17 protein-coding genes are annotated in these 19,938 nt (G+C 47.2%); 7 read left to right on the top strand and 10 right to left on the bottom strand.

The window, feature by feature from the left end:
* Positions 1-187 precede the first annotated feature (187 nt).
* On the bottom strand, positions 188-949 hold the full coding sequence (locus ACQ4M5_RS03790; protein ID WP_430674268.1) for an LmeA family phospholipid-binding protein: 762 nt from the start codon (positions 947-949) through the stop codon (positions 188-190).
* 354 nt (positions 950-1,303) lie between these two features.
* Between ACQ4M5_RS03790 and ACQ4M5_RS03785 the strand changes: the two genes are divergently transcribed.
* The 3 genes from ACQ4M5_RS03785 (at position 1,304) to ACQ4M5_RS03775 (ending at position 3,688) form a co-directional block, all read left to right on the top strand.
* Positions 1,304-2,557: a DUF4912 domain-containing protein gene (locus ACQ4M5_RS03785; protein WP_430674267.1), complete on the top strand. Its 1,254-nt coding sequence runs from the start codon at positions 1,304-1,306 to the stop codon at positions 2,555-2,557.
* A gap of 181 nt (positions 2,558-2,738) precedes the next feature.
* A complete protein-coding gene (locus tag ACQ4M5_RS03780; protein ID WP_430674266.1) occupies positions 2,739-3,305 on the top strand; it encodes a hypothetical protein in 567 nt (188 codons plus the stop codon).
* The gene (locus ACQ4M5_RS03775; protein WP_430674265.1) at positions 3,302-3,688 is read left to right on the top strand and encodes a DUF2358 domain-containing protein; all 387 of its coding nucleotides are present in this window, start codon (positions 3,302-3,304) and stop codon (positions 3,686-3,688) included. The genes ACQ4M5_RS03780 and ACQ4M5_RS03775 overlap by 4 nt, the downstream gene beginning before the upstream one ends.
* An 11-nt stretch (positions 3,689-3,699) precedes the next feature.
* Here the strand turns inward: ACQ4M5_RS03775 and ACQ4M5_RS03770 are convergent, their stop codons facing one another.
* The 4 genes from ACQ4M5_RS03770 to ACQ4M5_RS03755 form a co-directional block, all read right to left on the bottom strand.
* Positions 3,700-4,464: a DUF4333 domain-containing protein gene (locus ACQ4M5_RS03770; protein ID WP_430674264.1), complete on the bottom strand. Its 765-nt coding sequence runs from the start codon at positions 4,462-4,464 to the stop codon at positions 3,700-3,702.
* Between the two features lie 3 nt (positions 4,465-4,467).
* Entirely contained in the window at positions 4,468-5,676 is a 1,209-nt protein-coding gene (locus tag ACQ4M5_RS03765) for an esterase-like activity of phytase family protein (RefSeq protein ID WP_430674263.1), read from the bottom strand.
* 189 nt (positions 5,677-5,865) lie between these two features.
* Entirely contained in the window at positions 5,866-9,432 is a 3,567-nt protein-coding gene (locus ACQ4M5_RS03760; RefSeq protein WP_430674262.1) for a GAF domain-containing protein, read from the bottom strand.
* 90 nt (positions 9,433-9,522) lie between these two features.
* Positions 9,523-9,678 carry a hypothetical protein gene (locus ACQ4M5_RS03755; protein WP_430674261.1) on the bottom strand — a complete coding sequence of 52 codons (156 nt, stop codon included), beginning with the start codon at positions 9,676-9,678 and terminating at the stop codon, positions 9,523-9,525.
* A gap of 299 nt (positions 9,679-9,977) precedes the next feature.
* On the opposite strand from ACQ4M5_RS03755, the gene ACQ4M5_RS03750 reads away from it, so the two are divergent.
* Complete coding sequence (locus ACQ4M5_RS03750) at positions 9,978-10,448, top strand: hypothetical protein (protein WP_430674260.1); 471 nt, start codon at positions 9,978-9,980, stop codon at positions 10,446-10,448.
* On the opposite strand, the gene cysC is transcribed toward ACQ4M5_RS03750, so the two are convergent.
* From cysC to ACQ4M5_RS03735, 3 genes are all read right to left on the bottom strand, one after another.
* Positions 10,399-10,989 (bottom strand): adenylyl-sulfate kinase, encoded by a 591-nt coding sequence (cysC, locus tag ACQ4M5_RS03745; protein ID WP_430674259.1) that lies wholly within the window; start codon positions 10,987-10,989, stop codon positions 10,399-10,401. The genes ACQ4M5_RS03750 and cysC overlap by 50 nt on opposite strands.
* A 1-nt stretch (position 10,990) precedes the next feature.
* The gene (locus ACQ4M5_RS03740; protein ID WP_430674258.1) at positions 10,991-11,761 is read right to left on the bottom strand and encodes a sulfotransferase; all 771 of its coding nucleotides are present in this window, start codon (positions 11,759-11,761) and stop codon (positions 10,991-10,993) included.
* A gap of 312 nt (positions 11,762-12,073) precedes the next feature.
* Complete coding sequence (locus ACQ4M5_RS03735; RefSeq protein ID WP_430674257.1) at positions 12,074-13,291, bottom strand: quinone-dependent dihydroorotate dehydrogenase; 1,218 nt, start codon at positions 13,289-13,291, stop codon at positions 12,074-12,076.
* A 40-nt stretch (positions 13,292-13,331) separates the two neighbouring features.
* On the opposite strand from ACQ4M5_RS03735, the gene ACQ4M5_RS03730 reads away from it, so the two are divergent.
* The 3 genes from ACQ4M5_RS03730 (at position 13,332) to ACQ4M5_RS03720 (ending at position 18,482) form a co-directional block, all read left to right on the top strand.
* Positions 13,332-16,058: a GAF domain-containing protein gene (locus ACQ4M5_RS03730; protein ID WP_430674256.1), complete on the top strand. Its 2,727-nt coding sequence runs from the start codon at positions 13,332-13,334 to the stop codon at positions 16,056-16,058.
* 100 nt (positions 16,059-16,158) lie between these two features.
* A complete protein-coding gene (locus ACQ4M5_RS03725) occupies positions 16,159-16,581 on the top strand; it encodes a hypothetical protein (protein WP_430674255.1) in 423 nt (140 codons plus the stop codon).
* A 2-nt stretch (positions 16,582-16,583) separates the two neighbouring features.
* Positions 16,584-18,482, top strand: coding sequence for a peptidoglycan D,D-transpeptidase FtsI family protein (locus ACQ4M5_RS03720; RefSeq protein WP_430674254.1), 1,899 nt, complete (start codon positions 16,584-16,586; stop codon positions 18,480-18,482).
* A 32-nt stretch (positions 18,483-18,514) separates the two neighbouring features.
* Here ACQ4M5_RS03720 and ACQ4M5_RS03715 read toward each other — a convergent pair whose 3' ends face one another.
* The gene (locus tag ACQ4M5_RS03715) at positions 18,515-19,144 is read right to left on the bottom strand and encodes a ribonuclease H-like domain-containing protein (RefSeq protein ID WP_430674253.1); all 630 of its coding nucleotides are present in this window, start codon (positions 19,142-19,144) and stop codon (positions 18,515-18,517) included.
* A 44-nt stretch (positions 19,145-19,188) separates the two neighbouring features.
* Positions 19,189-19,740 carry a CAP domain-containing protein gene (locus ACQ4M5_RS03710; protein ID WP_430674252.1) on the bottom strand — a complete coding sequence of 184 codons (552 nt, stop codon included), beginning with the start codon at positions 19,738-19,740 and terminating at the stop codon, positions 19,189-19,191.
* Between the last annotated feature and the right edge of the window lie 198 nt (positions 19,741-19,938).

Genomic DNA, 19,938 nt, shown 5'->3' with positions numbered 1-19,938 from the left:
GCGCTTGGGGAAGGATCGTCGCCATTTTTCGGGAGAGCTACTTTATTGGGTAGTGTACCGACTTGGGGTTGGATTTCTCGATCGTCACGCTAGAGAATTCAGCGAAATTTCGCCAATTGGCAACGGCTCCCAAAGATTTTACTCTGGAAGTTAGTAAATCGTTTAAGTTGGGTACGCTTCTCGGACTTTAAGCAGGCAGAACGATGAGTTTCCCTTGGCAGGTGACTTTTTCGGGATCGATCGCTAATTCATGAATTTCCGTCTCATCGCCCAAATTAAAGGTATAGCCATCCAAATCTGAGAGCGGCAATCCTCTTTTTGCTGTGGCATGAGGCAACCATTGAGGATTGACTAACTTTAATAAGTTCGGAGCCGCGAGAGCGAATCCGGTGCGAATTGCGATCGGCGTTTCATTCCCACTATCCGAAACCAGTGTTGCGCCTAAAACAACTTGCTGCGATCGCAATTGAATCGTGAGATTTTGCAAATTGAGATCGCGATCGCTACTGATCCCTGCTGCCCCCGATCGCAAAAGTGTTTGGAGAAATTCCGTCACGCCTGCTTTTAGTAACGGTGCTTTGAGCGAGGTGTTTAAGTCAGATTCCTCTAACAAGACTGATCCCTGAATTCGGATGGGTTCTAATAGCTGGAGCGGTTTACCCCGCACGATTTGACCCGCATTCACTCGAATATTTTGTCCCGTCAGTTGAATCTGATTTAGCGCTAAGCCTTGATAAATCGCGTTTTTGGCAGAAATCTCAAGCTGTTCGATGTAGCCCGATAAGATTTGTCGATCGCCCGCTGTAATTTCGACGTGCAAATCTTCCACGTGTTCGACCTGGGATCGCAGCCACAACCGAACTGCGGGCGCGAGTACTTTACTAATCAATCCACTTCTTCTGCCTGTCGATTCTTCCAATTCAGTCGGTTCTCGATCGCCCAAAGTCATACGTCGTTCGTGAAGGATAGTTTACAGAAGTGTACAGGAAACCGATTGCTTCTCCTAATGTTAGGAAATCTTGATATAAAGCCTCAAGACGATCCCAACAGGCGATCCCAGATTGCTAAAATTGTCATGAAAACATGACACAATGATCCCTGAATAACCTGAAAATTCGTAGAAACTTGATTAATCAAGCCTTTTGACCCCTTGATCGATTTGAAAGTTTCCTGCACGATATGAAGCATCTTGCGATCCCCAAACTTCAGGAAAGCTTGGAGTTGGTGATCCCCTGACCGCGAAATGCGATCGTTCAAGATGCCAACCGCTTGAGAACGGACACACGAATCACGGAGAAGTGATATGGCTACAGAACGTCCCCCTCTCACTGAAATGACGCTTCGCCAGCTACGTCGAGTGGCAAGTGAATATGGCGTATCTCGCTATAGCCGGATGCGGAAAGATCAACTGCTCGCATCGATTCAGGAGATTGAACGGACTCGATTTTCAACCCCGACCCCGACCCGTACCATAGAGGCACAAGAAGCTGTGGAAGCAACCAAATTCGACGTTGGACAAGATGACCCTCAATTAGACACAGTTGGTAGCGCAAACGTACTCGCGACTGTGGATGCTGACTTGATCGATCTCCCGGAAGGATACGGAGAAAGTCGGATCGTTTTGATGCCTCGCGATCCCCAATGGGCATATACATACTGGGATATCCCGAACGAACACAAGCAAGAGTTACGCCGCCAGGGTGGACAGCAGTTAGCCCTCCGCGTTTATGACGTGACGGATATTAACTCCGACACTCAAGCTCCACACAGTGTGCAGGAATACCCCTGTGATGAGATGGCGCGGGAATGGTATTTGCCCGTTCCGGTAAGCGATCGCGATTATGCGATCGAAGTTGGGTATCGTACCGCTGATGGTCGCTGGCTCGTGTTAGCTCGATCGGCTCCGGTGCGCGTTCCTCCGGTCTACCCTTCTGACTGGATTGAAGATCATTTCATCACTTTGGCTTGGGAAGAAGACCTGCGCGGAAAGACTGTTGCCGAACTGGTTCCTCCAAGCCGCAAATCCACGATGGCAACGGGCGGCATCCAAGGCGGAAACGCGATTTACGACGAAATCTTTGGTATGGCGCAAACTACCGAAGCAATGCGAATCGCGGGATCACTTTACGGTTCGATGCAACAGTCTGCCGCAGCACCGCATCTCGAAACGATTAGTTCCTATGTGTTCCCGTCGGGTGTCGGGATGTGGGCACTACCAACGGCTTCAGGTCTAAATATGTCGGGTGTCGGATTCTCAGCTTCTGCACCTCCCATTCGTCCTCGTAAGTTCTGGTTGATCGCGGATGCGGAACTGATTGTTTATGGTGCAACCGAACCAGATGCAACAGTCACGATCGGCGGTCGTCCGATTAAGCTCAACCCGGATGGAACCTTCCGTTTCCAAATGTCATTCCAGGATGGATTGATCGACTTCCCGATCATGGCAGTAGCGGCGGATGGCGAACAGAATCGCGAGATTCACATGAAGTTCGAGCGGGAAACGCCTGCACGTCGGACGAATAGCAAAGAAGAAGCTGTAGAAGAATGGCTGGCTTAAATTAATCGGTGTCAGATGAGATGAAATCGAGCGTCTCATCCTACATTTGAGTTCTCCCTTCCATCCTGATCAAGCAATTGGTCAGGTTTTTTTTGGGATTGATGGGATTAAATTAAAGTTGGGGTAGCGAGTTTTACAGTCGGTTCACCCACTAATGATTTGTGCTCTATAGATTACGATTATGACTTTAGAAGAATTAACTTCGACGCTGAGTGAATTTTTCGGTGAGCAGGTTCAGACGTTGGGGGCAGGTTCGTTTCAGGTGGAAACACCGCAGTTTCGATTGCTGATCTTGTTATCGGATGATCAATCTTGGTTACGAGTCTTGTTGCCGATCGCACCTGCTCAGGATGCGGAACCGTATTGGGAACAGCTTTTAGAAGCAAATTTTGATCTGACTCAAGAAACTCGCTATGGGCTGCATCAAGGCGTACTCTGGACGGTGTTTCAGCATTCGATGAGCGGTTTGTCGACCAAGGATCTCCAATCCGCAATTCAAAGACTGCTTTCATTGCAGCAAAACGGATTAGATGAAGTTTTTAATGCGTTTGTGGAAAAGCGAATTCGTCAAATTGTTCAAGCCGCAAAACGACAAGGACAATCTTTAGAGGCAACGATGCAAACGCTCGATCGCTTTTATCAAGAGGGAATCATGGGCGATTTGGCGATGGGATCACAATCTCGATCGGAAACAATGGAGGCTTGGCAACGACAGTTAAGACGACTTTGGGATGAGGTGGAACCGTGAATTTAGTCGAAGCACTGCGCGAAGATTATGCGCGATTTCCGAAGAATCAGAGTTATGACTTGTATGCGGCGGATGTTTTTTTTCAAGACCCGATGAATCGGTTTCGGGGAGTCGATCGATATCGCGGCATGATCAAGTTTATTGAGACAGGATTTCTGAATGTGCAAATGGATCTTCACTCGATCGAGCAAATCGGTGATCAAATTCAGACTCGTTGGACATTGAGTTGGAATGCCCCTCTACCTTGGAAGCCACGAATGGCGATTTCAGGTCGGAGTGAATTGACGGTGAATTCTGAGGGGCTAATTTCTTCGCACATCGATTACTGGGACTGTTCACGATTGGATGTGGTGAAACAGATTTTTAATTCGAGTCAAGGGTAAGGAGCGATCGCTTACTCGAAATCGTCTGCGGCTCCTGGTTGATTCAGAAAATCTTCAGGTGATTTTGCGGCAGGTGGAGCAGGAGATGGATTAAAATCTGGTGCTTTCGATTTTGGCGTTTCCGATTCTGTTGGTTTTTGTGTGTCTGTGACCGTTGTTGCTGTCGTAGCTGTTGGCGTTGGAGTTTTTGCCTCCGCAACGTTGATGATGCGTTGCCAGTTGATATCTCCAGACGGTTGAATCGTGACTTGAATTGTATCGTTTGGTTTTGTGGTGGGTTTTGTGGAATCAGCAGAGATAGGTTTTTCTGTAGCTTTGGGTTTGTTTGCAGATTTGAGATCGCGTTTAATCAATTGGCACTCAAAGGTTTCGCCGGGTTTTACCGATCGATAAGTAGTCGCTTTGCCACAATCGATCGAGGCTTGTCCAATTTCTTTTGTCAGTCCTTGCTCGAATTCGGTTTGAAGCTGCGCCATATTAATCAAACCTTTGACACTGGTGGCTTCCCAGAAAATGCTGCCTTGGGCATCTTGTTGTTTGACTGAAATCGGGAATCCTGCACCCGAATCGAGAACGCCAACACACTCAAATTCTTTGCCTGCTTCGGGCTTGATATTGTCTGGGCAGATTACCGATTTAATCAAAGTTCCGCCTTGTTTGGTGATGCCGTCTTTAATCGTAGCTTCAATGTTAGCGGCATCGAGTGATTTGCCGCAGCCGACTAAGGAAATGAGAACGAGCGGGAGAATGAATTTGGATGGATTGAGATAACGCATACGCTAACGTTTGGGTAAACCGATTCGGGAATCTAGATTTAGAGATTGGGAAAGTCTCAACAAAATGATTTCTGTATTGTCGATGCCTGGGGGTCGTGCGATCGAGAACGGATAATTGTTATCGTTCGCCACCAAAATGGTATTGGAATTGACCACGAGAACATCCTCGATCGTTTGAAATGGAAATCGAAACTGTGTCTTTTCATCTCGGTAAAGATCGTTTGGATCTTGGATATTGAGAAGATCGACGATTTCTTGTTTCTCGATCGTTTGATCTCTGTCTTTCTTAGTCAGATCAATTTTGTATATCTTTTTGAATTTCGCTTCATCACCTTGTTTATTATCTCGCTCAATTACTAAATATTCATTCTCGTTAATCACAGTCATGTCACCTGTAGCATTGTTCGGGTCTTCTAATTTGTAATATCCGGCAATGCCTTGAAATTCTCCAGTCGTTGCATTCACCTTATAAATTCTGAGTAATCCATTTGGATCGCCTTTGACTGAGCCTTCGAGCATTAAATACAGGATTGTACGATCGGGATTAATTGCCATCGATTCAAATCCTCTTGAACCCGCTAAATTTGGCTCACCATTCGGATTTTGAGGCGATCGTACAGTGCCACCGCTCGGATTCGGAGTCGCGATCGGGGCTTGCAGTAATTTTCCATCGCGATCGAAATGCAGCAAATACGGACCGAATTCATCCCCGATCCAAAACGATCGATCCTTAGCAATCACAAACGATTCGGGGTCAAAATCTGCGCCTGTTAAAGTGCGATCGCTCTTCGTTAGCTTAAAGGGAACTTTGCGATCGGGATCGGCAAGCTGAACCAGGCTGATCAATTTCATCGTTCCATCTCCACCTTGACCGCGAAAACTCGGTTCCACGCGATAGAGCCTGAGTAAGAAATCTGAGCTATTGTCTTTCGAGCCGAAACCGTTGTCGGCTAAGAACCAGAACGAAGAGCGATCGGCAAATTGAACGCCGCTAAATCCTTGAAGCGGTTGTCCCTTGAATGGACCTGTGCGACCGTTCGCAGAAATTCCTGCACCTGCATCACTGCCCGGAGCAAAACTATCCGCAGCTAATGAAGCAAATCCGATCAATGTTGCTTGACTTGGATTTGCAGAGAGTTGGAGCGCGAAAAAGACGCTTAACAATGCAATTGCTAAACATCCGATCCAGCTTTGGTAAAACGGTTTTCTCATGTCGATAGCATTCCATAACAACGTTAAGATATGACGATCGAACAGGAAACAAATGGTTAAGCGTCACTAGACTTCTTACATGAATCCGAGATGCCAACCGAACAGAATTCGGAACTAAACAGACAAAATGTGCTGCTCAACTCCCTACGGTGAGAAACTCGCTTGCATAAAGGCATTCACGCAAGCAATCTATTGTTCGGCATTCAGGAACTGTTTTAACTTGTCTAGCATTTCCACAAGCTGCGAAATTAGTATTGCTGCTTGTGATAGGTCGTCTTTGAGCGCTTGTTGCTCTAGGGTTGAAGCGATCGCTTGCATTTCGTATAATCCGACATTCGCACTTGAACCTTTTATATGATGGGCAGAGCGCGAAATAGAGATTGCATTTCCTGACTCTAAAGCTGTTTTTGCGGAGCTTAAATGCTGTTGGGTATCTTCCCAGAAGATCTGCAATAATTCGCGTTCAAAATCTGTATTTCCATCGGAAATTTGATGGAGATGTTTCCAATCGATCGCTAAATTCATCTGTTGTTTTACCGCTTGCTGCTCTAACAATTCACTCCAATAGGTTAACTTCTCACTCAGCTTTTCTTTTGAGATTGGCTTACTTAAATAATCATCCATTCCCGCTGCTAAACATCGCTCTCGATCTTCTAGCATTGCATTTGCTGTGAGTGCAATGATCACACTCTGACGCTGAGATTGTTGTTCTCGAATCGCTCTTGTGGCGGCATACCCATCTAGAATCGGCATCTGGCAATCCATCAAAACGAGATTATAGGGAATTTGATCTAGCATCTCGATCGCTTCTTTGCCATTCGCCGCAACATCCGCAGTGTAGCCTAAATGTTTCAACTGGTTTAAGGTGACTTTTTGATTCACAATATTGTCTTCAACCAATAGAATTTTTAGCTTTGAATTTGCTGGATTTGAGACGGTTTGAACTGGAGTAATTGTTGATTTTGTAGGCTCAGTTGGGGACATCGTACTCATGATGCAATCGAGCAATCTTGACTGTTTCACGGGCTTGATCAGATACGCAGAAAACCCTAATTCTGCCATCCGTTTCGCGCCACCCCAGCGATGAACCGAAGTCATCATGATTAATTTGGTCGAAGCTAAATCGGGATCGGATTTAATTTGAGAACCGAGCGTTTCGCCATCGACTTCGGGCATTTGCATATCGAGAATTGCCAGATCGTAAGGTCTTCCTGAACGGGCACGATCGCGTAATTTTTCTAATGCGATCGCAGCATTTTCCGCTTCATCGACTTCGATTCCCCAAGCTGAAACTTGGTAACGAACGATCGTGCGATTCGTTTCATTATCGTCAACGACTAATAATCTTAATTGGCTTAGATCGAGTTCGATGGCGGATTTTGGTTGAGGCAAAACGCGATCGAGTTGCTTTTCAAAGGTGAGCGTAAACCAGAATTTTGATCCGGCTTTTGGTCTACTTTCAACACCAATTTCACCGCCCATTAATTCAACTAACTGACGCGAAATTGCTAATCCTAATCCGGTTCCACCATATCGACGAGTCATCGACGCATCCACTTGAGCGAACGGATGGAATAAGCGAGATTGCGCGTCTTCGGGAATGCCGATTCCGGTATCGGTTACAGAAAATGCGATCGTGGCTGAGGTCTGCGTTTCAGACTCTAAAACTGCTTCGATGATTACTTCGCCGCGTTTAGTGAATTTAATTGCATTGCCGACGAGATTGGTGAGAATTTGCCGCAATCGACTGACATCACCGCGAAGGTCGATCGGTAAACCGTGGTGAATTAAAGTGCCAATCTCTAAGCCTTTCGCAAATGCCGCAGGTGCAAACAAATCCGCCACTTCTTCAATGCAGGAAGCCAAATTAAAATCGAGCGCTTCTAGCTCCATTTCTCGCGCTTCAAGTTTTGAGAAATCGAGAATCTGATTGATCAACGTCAGCAAATTATCGCCACTTGTACGAATCGTTTCAACAAAATCTCGCTGCGTCGAATTCAGTTCAGTATCGAGCAATAATCCGGTCATGCCTAACACTGCATTCATCGGAGTCCGAATCTCGTGGCTCATTGTCGCTAGAAAAGTACTCTTCATCTGAGAAGCCCGTTCTGCTTCGGCTCTGGCTTGCTCTAGTGCTAGATTCTGTTCGGCTAACGTCGATCGCTGTTCTCGTTCTTGATCGAGTAATCGAGCTTGCATTAGCGCGATCGCAACCTGATCCGCCAACTGCGTCAGAAATTCAACTTCAAAACTTTGCCATTGACGCGGACTCTCACACTGATGCGCGATTAAGAGTCCCCAAAGCTGCGGTTCTGTCTCATTGTCCTGATTTTGGAGAATGGGAACAACGAGATTGGCTTTGACCTGAAATTGTCTGAGTAATCTTTGATGACAAGGAGTTAATGGTGTAATTTCAACATCATCGATCGCGGTTGTTTCGCCTTGCTGATAACGTCTCCAGGAACCTTCCTTGAAGCAAGTATCTTCGATGTGTTCACCTAGAGCCGAAATCCAACCTGCTTGCACTGATTCGACTTCAACGACTCCATTCCACTCTTCATCAAAGCGGTAAATCACCACACGATCGGCTTGCAAAAACTGGCGCACTTCTGCCACGGTCGTTTCGAGAATTTCTCTGATGTGCAGCGATCGACGAATTCGTAAAGTAATTGCTGCGAGTAACTGCGATCGAGCATTCTGTCTTTGCGATTCTTCTTCTGCTTGTTTGCGCTCGATAAATTGTCCGACTTGAGCCGCGATCGCGACCATCATCGTTGTCATCATTTCTTCATCGGGCGGCTGCACTCGGTGACTAAATAAAGCAATTACGCCAACCGTTCCATCGCAGCTAATGATCGGACAACCCATTGCGGCATGAAGTCCAACCTTGGCGGCAATGTGCGATCGTAAAAACAATTTGTCGTACACCACATCGCTCATCCACAGCGGCTCACCACTGCTCCAAACTCGTCCCGGCAAGCCATATCCAGGCGCAAAAACCCACGATTGCGAGGAGCTTTCAAACTCAGTAAATTGTCCTGCCAACCTGCTCCAATGCGCCGTACAGCGAATCACATTAGCAGTTCGATCGGCAAGCCATAGTTCGCCAAAATCCCAGTTCGCATGTTCACAAATGGTTTGCAATAGTCGGGGAGTGGCTTCGTCTAAAGTGGCAGATTCGGCTAAAACTCGTGTCACAACGTGTTGAAGCTGTAACTGGAGTTGCATTCCGGTCGATCGCAGTTGTCCTGCTGATTGTTCTAGCTCTCGAATCTGGCGACGTTGTTCGAGTAGACTAATCGCTTGCTGACAGAGCGATCGTAATGCGGTTTTCTGAGCCGTATCTAAGCTTTGTGGCACGTAATCCATCATGCACAATGTTCCAAGTGCGTACCCATCGGAATCGATCAATGCCATGCCTGCATAGAACCGAATCGGGGGCAGATTAGATCCCAGGGGATGCGTGATAAATCGCTCTTCTCCAGATGCATCTACGACGACTAAAACATCAGATTGCGTCAGCGTGTGATTGCACATCGATTTGCGGCGGGGCATTTCGACCACATCGAGACCGACTTTGGCTTTGAAAAATTGTCGATCGACATCGATAAAACCGAGAAGCGCGATCGGAACCTCACAAATCTGAGCGGCTAACTGCACCAAACTATCAAATGCCGCTTCGGGTGGGGTGTCAAGAATGCCGTACCCATAGAGGGTCGTCAGCCTTGCTGCTTCTTGTTCAGGTGATGCCATCATAGAATTCTACTGGGGGCAACAGGCATTCCTTTTCTTCATAGCAGGTCTAACACTGCTCGATTGTATTAATCGTTGCACCGCTGATTCATTTTAGTCCCGCAATAACCAGGTCAGGATGCCCAAGAGAGCGATCCAAAATGCCCAGGTGGGAACCTGAAGATAGGTCAATACTTCTGAAGGAAATAAGACAAGCCGCACGGTGAGTAATCCCAGAAATAGTAGCACAGTCAAGATTCCGATTAGCATATTGCCCGCTGTTGATGTTGAGATCTCACGAAAGTCAGTTTCACGAAGCGGACACTTTATCTAGTGCGCCAACGTCTTCGATCCTACAATACGATTTTATAGCCGTACTTATTTCAGTTAGGACACTTCGAGATCGCCCCCCAGCCCCCAAGTTTGGGGGAGCAAGAGTCTTAAGCCCCCAGAATTGGGGGTTTGGGGGCAACTCCGAGGAGGTCTTAATCTAAGCTTCTACTGCTATAGATCGATAAAACATAAGTTTTTTCAACAGAAATTAGGTTCGATTGGAGAGGGGTTTCTAAATGATTCGATATATACAATCACTAACAATTTGGGGAATCGGATTATCAATGGCAATTTCGCTTCCTGCCATTGCACAACCCGGCAACTTTAAGAGTATGACACTGGATAATCAAACGACTTCAGGCATGATGATGGGATCGACTGGAGGAACAACTTCGCTGCCTGCGATCGTGGGGAATAGCGATCGACAAAAACAGAAGTGTCTTGGCTTTGGTGATCCGTCTCCGGATCATACGTTGGTGCTGAAACGTCCGTTTTCTTCGTTGTCGCTTCGGGTGGATAGTGGGGGAGCCGATACGACTCTGCTGATTTCGGGACCGGGGGGAGTTCGCTGTGCGGATGCGGGCGATGCTGGCGGCGATGTGCGATTGCAGCAAGACACTTGGGAACCGGGAACTTATCAGATTTGGGTGGGAACAGTTAGCCCCAATACGAATCGAGATTACCGCCTGATTGTGCGGGGAAATTAGCGATCGCGTTCATCACTTTGGCGACACTTTGCTCGATCGATTCGGCTGCGGTCGAGCAGATAATTTCTGGATTTAATGGCGCTTCATACGGATCATCAATTCCGGTGAATCGCTGAATTTCTCCGCTTCTTGCTTTTCGGTAAAGTCCTTTTACGTCGCGCTGTTCACAGACGGATAAAGGTGCATCGACAAAGACTTCGACAAATGAGCCGATCTGCTGTCGGACTGCTTGCCGTGCGGTGCGATACGGTGAAATTGCAGAGACGAGAACAATCACATCGTTGCGGGTGAGTAGATGCGCCACGAATCCGATGCGCCGAATATTTTCGATACGATCGCTTTCGCTAAATCCCAGTCCTTTCGTCAAACTTTGCCGCACTAGATCGCCATCTAAATGTTCAACTTTCAAATCTTGCTCAATTAGGTTCTGATAGACAGCTTGGCTGATTGTAGTTTTGCCTGCGCCGCTCAATCCTGTAAACCAAACCGTTAAACCTTTCTGAGCGATCCGCGATTCAATGAATTCAATCGGTTGAAGCATATTAATTTCTAGCGTAGTTCTGATAATCGATCGTGGAAACCGTGTGAGATCTCAGTCTTTGATAGTATTCGTCGATCAAAGCTACACCTGTTTCGGTCATGGCTTGGTGATGATGGTGAGAGGGATCAATCACAGCCGCAGCTTGATCAATCAAAGTTCGATCGAGATTAAAGTGTTCCGCTAATTTCTCGGTTTCGGAGTGCGGATTGATCATCAAATCTTCGTAGCTCAAGAAATAGACTGGCAGATCGCGAGTGAAATAGGTCGCTGCTAAGTTCAACTGCAACCAGAATCGTAAATGTCGATCGACCGTCCAACCTTCCCAATTGAGAAACAGCGATTGATTCGATTTGAGAAAGCTAGACGGAGAGCGAAACGCAAGAATCACATTCAAGCTGTAACCGAGTTCAGTCAAAACGCGCTGCCAAACTGGAAATGTTAGGGAAAAGCGGGGATCTTTTAGACCGATCGAGGTTGAATTGCCCCATTCTTGAAGGATTTGGGATTTTAGATTTTGCTCAAATTCGGTGAACTGATTGCCTTCCCAATCTTGTTCAATCGGTAGAAAGAAGTCTGTATATCGATGCCCTAGAGCTTGAATCAATTGATTATTCGCGTCGTTAATCCATTTCAGTTCAAAGAAAATTGGATTGTGTCCCGCTTGGAGAAAGTGTTGCTCTGAGCCGAAATCGATGCCAAATTTTGAGAGAACGTGACTGGTGACGGATGTACCGCTGCGTTGTGCGCCGAGAATGAGAAACGCTGTTTTCATGGGTCAGAGCGATCGCAAAACTGATTTTCTCTCAATATTGGGCACTGCTGGAATCTCTACCTCACTCTGTGGGATTAAATTTTATGCCCTGAGTGCAAATATGATTGAAAATTTTGCGTTGATGAAAGTCTGTCGCTGCGATTCAGTCCGCCCGGAGGTAAACGCTCCGGGCTAACAGGAGAAAGGAGGCTGAAGCCCCCTAAGAGTGCAGTTTCAGCCCACTTCAGTGGGGTTTCTTCGATTAGCCCGGAGCGTTTACCTCCGGGCGAGATAGCGGATGAACAAACACGCCAAAATCCACAAGCACTAAAATTAGTTCCCTGATCCGATCGCATCTTTCAAACTCGAAAAGTTCGATCGCTCTAACCGTTCTTCTAATCCCTGCAAAATTCGCTTTACCATTGTTGGACCTTCATAAATCCAACCCGTGTAAACCTGAACTAAACTGGCTCCAGCGGTGATTTTTTCCCAAGCGTCGTCAGCAGAAAACACTCCTCCCACTCCGATGATTGGTAAGCTGCCTCCCGTTTGTTTCCAGATCGATCGAATTACCTCCGTTGATCGCGCTCTCACAGGAGCACCACTAATCCCGCCTGCTTCTTCGCTGATTGGATTACCGCGAACCGTTTGCGTTTTTAATCCATCTCTGCGGATTGTGGTGTTCGTTGCAATGATTCCAGAGAGTTGATAACGCTGGGCGAGATCGACGATCGCAGAAATATCTTCCCATTCCAAATCGGGTGCAATCTTGACCAGAAGCGGCTTTTCGGATTGATTCTCAGTTTGAAGTGCTGAGAGAATTGGCTCTAATTGATCCGTGGCTTGAAGCGATCGCAATCCGGGCGTATTCGGAGAACTCACGTTTACGACGAAGTAATCACCGAATGATTTCAACAATCGGAAACTACCCAAGTAATCGTCTGCGGCTTCTTCAAGTGGAGTAATCTTCGACTTGCCTAGATTGATCCCGATCGGGATTCCTGAATTTCGATGTTCGAGACGCGATCGTAATGCAGCCGCGCCCTGATTGTTAAATCCCATTCGATTCAGGGCTGCAAGATCTTCTGTCAATCGGAACAATCGAGGCTGAGGATTTCCGGGCTGTGCATGAAACGTCACCGTTCCCAATTCTGCAAATCCAAAGCCAAAACTTGACCAAATATCTGCTGCGACTCCATCTTTATCGAATCCTGCTGCAAGTCCGATCGGGTTCGGAAATGATAGCCCCCAAAGGGATTGAGCCAATTTTGGAGACTCATAACCGTAGAGATGATCCACTTGCGATCGCAACCAGTCGAGCGAATTCAACCAAGAGAGCGATCGTAAAGTCTGAACGTGCAGCCACTCCGGGTCAGCCTTCAAACCCGAAAACAGCACCGGACGAAGAATCGATCGATAAAAATCTGACACAGGAAAAATCAAAGAATCACAAGGGAGCATCGCTACAGTAGCGTATTTTGAGCCGCGATGACCGAATTCAACTCGTGCGAAACTCAATCCCTCCGGGCACTCTAAAAAACGAGTCGGCATGTCCGCCTGACACAAAAGAGCTATTCCCCCGGCTGGTTAAATGGGTCACTCGAAAGAGACAACGCAATCTGAACAACAACTTATTGCCCTCGGTCGCGTCCTGCAACGTCTGCGAGAGGGCGATACTCCTGCGATCGAATGTATCTACGCTTATTTCACGACTTGTTTTGGCTTTGATCTCGTTTGGATTGGATTGTACGATCGCTCTGAACATCGCTTGTTTGGGAAAGGCGGTAAAAGTCCGATCAAAGATGCACCCTTGCTTAAACAAAGATTTTTACTCACCCCAGGCGATGTTCTCGAACAAGTTGTGATTCAGCAGAACCCTTTAACGCTGCCTGATCTGCGGGAAGAACAACGGGCAAATGAATGGCGAAAATTTGCCGAAAAAGCGAACATTCAAGGCACGATGATTTTCCCGATTTTGCTGAAAGATCGGTGTTATGGAGTCGCAATGCTTGGCTCAAAATTGTGGGCAAATTTTCCGAAACCGGAAGAGCAAGCATTAATTTCAATCGCTTTAGGAGAATTTGCGGCAACGCTAGAACTCGCAGAAAAAGAATGGAAGCGGCAACAGATCAAACCACTCGATCGACCAATGCTCTCAATGTTGTCAGAACTGCGATCGCTTCCTAATTTTGATCGTCGTCTCGATCGGGTGATTGATCAAACTCAGGCTTTTGTTCAACCTGCTCGAACGAGTGTGTATTGGTTTGAACGATCGCGGCGGTACTTTTGGCGCAGAGCAACGAATCAGAAAGGGACTCGATTGATCGATGATTCATCGGGCTTAACCGTTCAGGAAATGAGCGGCTTTTATCAAGCACTACAAGCGGATCAGGTTATCGCGATCGGGGAATCGATGGGCATGATCAAAGCCGAGATTACCGTTCGAGTGATGGAATATATTCGTGCTCGATCGCTGATTGCGGCTCCGATTTTGTACCAGAATGAACTACTGGGATTTTTGGCAGCCGAAAGTGATGAGCCGAAAGGTTGGCAAGACGAAGATAAGCAATTTATCAAAGCGGCGGCACAACTGATTGCGCTCGTGTCACCGCTCGAAGGCATGGAAGACACGATCGGACAAGTCAAACTCGATCAGGCACTCACCGCGAAAATTGCTCAAGCCATTTACAGTACAGGCGATGGAGTTTCTGCGCTTCAGAATGCCGCGAATTTGTTGAACCAGCGATTGAATGTCGATCGTGTTCTCGCGCTAGTGTATGACACGGATCATGATGCGTTTGAAGTTCGATATCAAAGCCAGCCAAAATACAAGCGCCCGTTACCTGCTTGGTTTGCTTCACTCAGTCCGATCGACTGGCAAATGTTGGAAAAACAATCGAACGCGATCGCAATCGAGAACTTAGAAGATGATCTGCGGTTTGCAGCTTGGCGAACTCCACTTTTAGAAATGGGAGTGCGATCGCTGTTGGTGTGCAACACTGCCCCGGAGAAATCCGTGGAAAGCTTGATCATTTTGGCAAATGAAGCGCCTCGATCGTGGAACCATTCGGAAGCAGAATTTACGAAAATTGCCGCCCAGCAGATTGGGATAGTGCTTAGACAGTGGCGACTTCAGCAACAAAACGACCAACAACAGAAGGTTTATCAAACCATTCAATGGGGCTTAAACACAATTCAGCAGACTCAACATTTAGATCTGTTGGAAAAATCTGCATTGCAGTACATCGCCCAAATTTTAGAAGCACCGATGGCAGTTTTAGTGGCTTGGTCAGCAGGGCGACGAGTCGGACGAATTGTGCAATCAAATAGTGAGCGAAAATTCAACATTGATCCAGTTTTGAAAGTCTCGATCGAGACGGATATCTTTCTGCATCGCGTTCTGGGTCATGAGGGAATTTTGTCTATGTCGATCGATGAAATCCCGATCGAAACTCGCCAATGGTTGAACGCTCCTGGAATTGGTCAACTTTTAGCCATCACCCTCAGAACCGCTCCTGAACATGAACCGACTGCGGTTCTACTTGTTGCAGACAGTTTGGGACGACAATGGCTCGATCGACATCTCACCGTTTTGAATACGCTCGTGGCTCAACTTGCTTGGTCACGACGGCATCTGATGGTTTCCGAAGCATTGAAACGCGATCGCGATCGATTAGAACGACTCAGTTGGTACAAGCACCGACGCTTAGAAGATATGTATCGATCAGTAAAATTCAGCGTTTCTAAACTGAGCGAACTTTCACAAGACGCGAAACAAGCTCAATTCGTGCGGCAGATCGACGACGCGATCGAACCTGTCCGTCAAGTCATTCGCGATGAACAATGGCAATTAACCGTTAGAAACGAAACTGTTCAAATGATCGGACTCGTGAGACGCGCACTCGATCGCATCGATCACTTACTCAAACAGCGGCAACTCTGGTCACAAGTGCATCACGAAATCAATCCCATGATTTTTGGAGACATTACCAAAATTGAACTGGTCTTGTACGAACTACTACTGATTGCCTGCCAGAGAGCAAAGCCAGGAGGACGAATCGATATCTGGTGTCGGCAATTAGACGAGCAATGGATGGAGATCGCGATCACCGATGATGGCACGATCGAGCCTCGGTTAATCGAAGACCTAGAAGCCGGACGAGCCGTAGATCTACTAGCTCCATCGACTTTGGATAAACCCCCCGGACTGCACCTTGCGATCTGTCAAGCCCTAATGCAGCAAATGGGATCGGAATTCAACCTTTACAAACTCGACGATGGGCGCATTATGAGCCGATTAGTACTACCGATCGGGTGAGATCACGGAAATTCGATACTTTCGTCTTCACAACCTAAAACAACCGATACAATGTTCGCTTAAAGGACGAATCGGTGCGTTCAAATCGTGTGAGGGTGATATGTCAGCGGCACTTAATTCCAAACGATCGAGAAAACCAGCAGTTTCGGTGCGGCAATTACCGAATCGAGAACAGCCGCCTCAGTGGTTACGATCGCTGCTCCTGACTCAGCAAGTTTCCGTATTTGCCACATTTGTACTAGCCGGAGCCGTTCTTGCGGTCTATGGCTGGACGGTTTATGCTCAACAGCTTTGGGGCAAAGAATACAGCCGTCTCGAACAATTACGCCGCAACGAGCGTCAAATCACAGCGAGCGGAGAAGTCCTGAAAAACCAAATCGCGAATCAGTCCAATCGTCCGGGTTCCACGCTAGTTCCACAAAATCCCGATAGTCTGATTTTCCTCAAACCTGCTCCCGCTCGTCCCGAAAAGCCCGTTAGTGCATCTTCGCAATCCTCGCCCGTTGCGCCTCTAGGATATTAATCATGTCAAAACGAGGAAAGCCCACCTCCTCACCGCGTCGTCCTGTCGCCAGTTCTACCCGTCCTGTGAGTCGATCGAACTATTTATCGATCGTGGAACAGTTTCGCGATCGACTGTTTTCTGCTCCAATGACCGCGCAATTAATCGAGCGATTTCGGACTGCACAAGCGAAACCAAGCGCTCGTCGGCTTTTTCTCGTTTGGGTGATTCTAGTTAGCGCGATCGTACTTCTAACGCTGAATTTGGTTCGCCTGCAAGTCTTTCAATCAGCGGATCTGCTCAAACAAGCTCGTGCCCAACAGACGACTTTTTTGCGTCCATTCGTGCCGCGTCGTCCGATTACCGATCGCAGCGGGAATGTTCTCGCGATCGATCGTCCGGTCTACACGCTTTATGCTCACCCGATCGCATTCAAAGAACCCAAAACCGAGATTGCAACCCAACTTTCTGAAATTCTGGGTAAGTCTGCGGGTGAATTACTAGAACGATTCAACTCAGCCGAAAGCGGAGTCCGAGTGGAATATGCTGTCCCTGAAACCGCAGCCGATCGCATTCAGAACTTACAAATTGATGGGCTAGAACTCGCTCAACAACAACAACGACTTTACCCGCAGCAGAATCTAGTTGCAGATGTCGTTGGATATTTAGATGTCGATCGCGTTGGGCAAGCGGGAGTCGAATACACGCACAAGAATCTATTAGAACGATCGGTAAAATCGGTGCGCCTCAGTCGGACGGGAGCGGGAGTGATGATGCCCGATCGACTTCCGGGTGGATTTTTACAGATGGATAACTTGCATTTGCAATTGTCGATCGACAATCGGGTTCAACGAGCCGCGCTTGATGCACTTCAACCGCAACTGAAAAAATTCAACGCGAAACGAGGTGTCGTGATTGCGATGGATGCGAAAACCGGAGAAATTCGGGCAATGGCATCTGATCCCTCTTACGATCCGAATCATTTCTATAAAGCCAATGTTGAGCAGTTTAAGAATTGGGCATTGACGGATTTGTATGAACCCGGATCGACGTTCAAACCGCTCAATATTGCGATCGCGCTTGAAGCAGGAGCAATCAAACCGGATCAAGTCATCAATGATGAAGGTGCAATTCAAATTGACGGATGGCCGATTCAGAACTTTGATTATTCGACCGCAGGCGCACGCGGACCCAGCACAATTACTCAAATCATGGAGCATTCGAGTAACGTCGGGATGGTGCGAATTATTCAGCAAATGTCCCGTCCGACCTATTATTCCTGGTTAGAAAAGATCGGATTAGGCAAGCCAACGGGAATCGATTTACCATTTGAAACTGCTGGACAGTTAAAGGATCAGAAGACTTTTGCAGAATCTCCGGTGGATGCGGCAACCAGTTCTTTTGGTCAAGGTTTTTCGTTAACAGCACTACAACTGGTTCAACTTCAGGGCATTCTTGCAAGTGGCGGTAAACTGCTCACGCCGCATGTCGTTCAAGGCTTGTTTGATGAGAACGGACAACCTTACTGGCAAGCAAACTCATCCGACTTTAAGCAAATCTTTTCACCGCAGACCGCTCAAACCGTTCTACAAATGATGGAATCGGTGGTAAAAAATGGAACTGGAAAAGTAGCTCAGATTCCGAACTATCGAATCGGTGGGAAAACTGGAACTGCACAGAAAGCAGGACCTAACGGCGGCTATATCGAAGGCGCGAAGATTACCAGTTTCGTGAGCATTTTCCCGATCGACAATCCCAAATACGTAGTGGCAGCCGTGATCGATGAACCGAAAGGCGAAGATGCGTTTGGATCGACTGTGGCAGCTCCGATCGTCAAAGCGGTCATGGAAGCTTTGATCGTTGCCGATAAGATTCCGCCAAGTGTAACTGAACCTGTTGCATCTCCGAGTCCAACTCCATAAATCGATTCATATTATCTCGGATTCAGACTGCACTAATGCTCAAACACATTCTGATACTGCAAAATATCAAGTTGAGCAAACACAGGTAAAGCTTGAAAACACTGTTCTGCCAGTTCCAATCGTTCCTCACGCTCTAGCATTTGAATGAGTTTCGATCGAGCTTCGATCAGATACCGCACATCATTCGCCGCATACTTGAGTTGTGCCTCAGATAAGTTCATTGCGTTGCCCCAATCTGAGCTTTGAGCGCTCTTATCCAGTTCCACCCCAGATAATTCCTGAACCAAATCTTTTAATCCGTGACGGGGCGAATAAGTGCGAATCAGCTTACTCGCAAGCTTGGTACAGAAAATCGGAGTGACGTGAATTCCCAAGTGGTAGCGTAGCGTTGTGATATCGAATCGGGCGAAGTGAAAAATTTTCGTAACCTTCAGAGTTTCAAACAACTGTTTCAGGTTTGGCGCTTCAGTTTGTCCTCGCTCGATTCTCACAACGGTCACACGATCGCGTTCATCACAAATTTGAACTAAACATAAACGATCGCGGATTGGTAGAAGCCCCATCGTTTCCGTATCGACCGCGATCGCGCTCATCGATTGGTACTGCTCAAGAAATTCGGGAGTGAGATCGCGATCGCAAATCTGAAATTCACGCGGCTGCATAGCAAGTGAGTCATTCTACAACTCACGTATCTTACACCTGCGGTTTATTTACGAACAAAATCTTGCGTGAAGTAATATTCGCCCATTGCGCTGATTCCGATGCCGATTCCGGTCATGCTGAAATCGCCTTCGATATTTTCACGATGCTTTTGGCTTCTGATCCACGCATCGATCACTTTTCCAGCCGGATCACGTTTGCTGATGATCCAGCCCACATTTTCTCCCGTTCCACGAGATTGAATCGCAGCACTGAGGGCTTTGGCGCGTTTCTCGAATCCTTGGTGTCCGAATGGAACAATTTTCTTCGCCATGTTGCGGCTGTGTTCGCGGGCTTGGTGGGCGATCTCGTCGTTCCACACCATCGGACGCAAGCCTTTGGAGGCGCGATATTGGTTGATTCGGTTGAAGACGGCACGTTCCATTTCAACGATCGAACTTGCATCTGCCATCTGGAATGAAGGCGTTCGAGTTGTAGTCAGTCCTGGAGATGCAGTCTGGGCTTGGATTGGAATCGTGCTGCCGATGAGTCCGGCAAATACAATGCCAAGCGACATTGCCAAGGTTTGCACGGATTTGCTGGATGTTTGTTTCAGCATTACGTATCTCTCCTGGGTGTGAAGTCTCGATGAAGACGTTAACCCGATCTCGCGAGATACGCAAGTCATGTTCGATACTATTTTTTCAGATAAATTACGTAGAAAATTCTATATACCCCAGTGTGCTTAGTTTTTAGCTGCTTTAAAAAAAATCTAATTACGTCCTAATTTCTTTACAAATCCCGGCTTATCTGTATT

It is taken from the genome of Leptolyngbya sp. AN10 (assembly GCF_050565645.1).
Classification (GTDB): domain Bacteria; phylum Cyanobacteriota; class Cyanobacteriia; order Leptolyngbyales; family Leptolyngbyaceae; genus Leptolyngbya.
This window is presented reverse-complemented; position numbering and strand designations above follow the sequence as displayed.